The 2,240-nt window shown below is 64.1% G+C and carries 3 protein-coding genes; all 3 read right to left on the bottom strand.

The window, feature by feature from the left end:
* Positions 1–140: hypothetical protein (locus AC16XC_RS11020; protein WP_484034707.1), on the bottom strand; the 140-nt coding region annotated here is incomplete at its 3' end.
* Between the two features lie 5 nt (positions 141–145).
* A complete protein-coding gene (gene nirD, locus AC16XC_RS11025) occupies positions 146–487 on the bottom strand; it encodes a nitrite reductase small subunit NirD (RefSeq protein WP_484034705.1) in 342 nt (113 codons plus the stop codon).
* The coding region (gene nirB, locus AC16XC_RS11030; RefSeq protein WP_484034706.1) for a nitrite reductase large subunit NirB at positions 484–2,240 on the bottom strand (1,757 nt) is incomplete at its 5' end. The genes nirB and nirD, both read right to left, overlap by 4 nt.

A 2,240-nucleotide genomic window follows, 5' to 3' on the forward strand; every position in this document is an offset into this window, starting at 1 on the left:
GTCCCCTTGGAACACAGGGATCCGCGATTGGCCGGGTGGTCCGGATCGCCCTCGATCCGCACTTCCCTGCTCTCGCCAATTGTCGCCTTGATGCCGCAGCCGACCCCGCAATAGGCGCAGGTTGTGCGGATGGCGCCCATCCCGGTCAGGCTGCCTTCGGCCCGACGACCGCTTCGCGCAGCAGGAACATGCGCCCGGCATCAACTTTCATCGGGATCGTCGGGACGCAGCCCTTGTCCTCGCCAAGCGCTTCGCCGGTCTTGAGCGAGATGTTCCAATTGTGCAGCGGACAGGTGACCACCGCACCATGCACGATGCCTTGGCTGAGCGGTCCCTGCTTGTGCGGACATTTGTTGACCAGCGCATAGCATTCGCCGGTCATCGTCCGGAACACGGCGATCTCCTCGCCCCCTTCGACCGGCAGCGTGCGGGCAGTGCCGGGCTCGATCTGAGTGACCGAGCCGATATCGAGCCATTTGCCGATCACTGGACGCCCTCCACCTGGAGCGGCCGGACCTCGGCAAGATGGCTGTGCAATTCGCGATGGGCGCCGCCGGCGCGGTTGGCCCACGGATCGACCTGCCAGAACTTCTGCGAATATCTGAAGCGGCGGGCGAGCTGTTCGATCGCGTCCGGATCGTCCAGCAATTGCGATTTCACATAGTCGAGCCCGACGCGCTCGATCCATGGCGCGGTCCGCTCGAGGTAGTGCGCCTCTTCGCGATACAGCTGGATGAAGGCGGCGCAGGTTTCGAGCGCCTGCTCCTCGGTCTCGACCTTGCACAGGAAGTCGGTCGCGCGGACCTTGATCCCGCCATTGCCGCCGACATGGAGTTCATAGCCGCTGTCGACGCAGATCACGCCGAAATCCTTGATCGTGGCTTCGGCGCAATTGCGCGGGCAGCCGCTGACCGCGATCTTGAACTTGTGCGGCATGTAGCTGCCCCAGGTCATCTGCTCGATCTTGACCCCCAGCCCGGTCGAATCCTGGGTCCCGAAGCGGCACCATTCGGAGCCGACGCAGGTCTTCACCGTGCGCAGCGCCTTGCCGTAGGCATGGCCCGAGACCATGCCCGCGGCGTTGAGATCGGCCCAGATCGCTGGCAAATCTTCTTTCCTGATCCCGAACAGGTCGATCCGCTGGCCGCCGGTGACCTTGACCGTGCGGGCCCCGAATTTCTCTGCCGCGTCGGCGATCGCGCGCAGTTCCTTGGGATTGGTCAGCCCACCCCACATCCTGGGAACCACCGAATAGGTCCCGTCCTTCTGGATATTGGCGTGGAGCCGTTCGTTGACGAAGCGGCTCTTCTCGTCGTCGACATATTCGCCGGGCCAGGCGCAGAGCAGGTAGTAATTGAGCGCCGGGCGGCACGAGGCGCAGCCTTCCGGAGTGGTCCAGTGCAATTCCTGCATGACCTCGGGGATCGCCTTCAATGCCTTGTCGATAATCAGGCGACGGACATCGTCATGGGTGAAGCTGGTGCATTTGCAGAGCGTCCTGGGCCCGCTCTCGACTGCTCCGTCGCCCAAGGTGATGGTGAGCAGGCTCTCGACCAGGTTGGTACACGAACCGCAGCTCGCCGAAGCCTTGCAGCCCGAGCGCACCGCGTCGACGCTGTGCGCCCCGCCAGTGATGCAAGCGACGACCTTGCCCTTGGAAACGCCGTTGCAGCCGCAGATTTCTGCGTCGTCGGAAAGTGCTGCAACGGCGCTGTCAGGGTCCAGCCGCGTACCGCCGGACGCAAATGCCTGCCCGAAGATCAGGGCTTCGCGGATGTCGGAGATATCCTCGCCCTTCTTCAGGAGGTCGAAATACCAGTTCCCGTCGGCGGTATCGCCGTAGAGGACCGCGCCGATCACCCGGTCATCCCGGATCACGACCCGCTTGTAGATCCCGCGCGCGGCATCGCGCATGACGATATCCTCGCTGCCGTCAGAGCCGGAAAAATCGCCGGCCGAGAACAGGTCGATCCCCGAAACCTTGAGCTTGGTCGAAGTGACCGAGCCTTCGTAGCCGGTCGGATTGCTCGTCAGCTGGTCGGCCAGCGCATGGCACATCTCCCACAGGGGCGCGACCAGCCCGTAACAGGCGCCGCGGTGCTGGACGCATTCGCCGACCGCCAGGATTGCCGGATCGGACGTCACCATGTGATCGTCGACCACGATCCCGCGATCGACCTCGAGCCCGGCGGATTTGGCCAATTGCACATTGGGCCGGATGCCGACCGCCATCACAACGA

It is taken from the genome of Candidatus Andeanibacterium sp. (assembly GCF_057143545.1).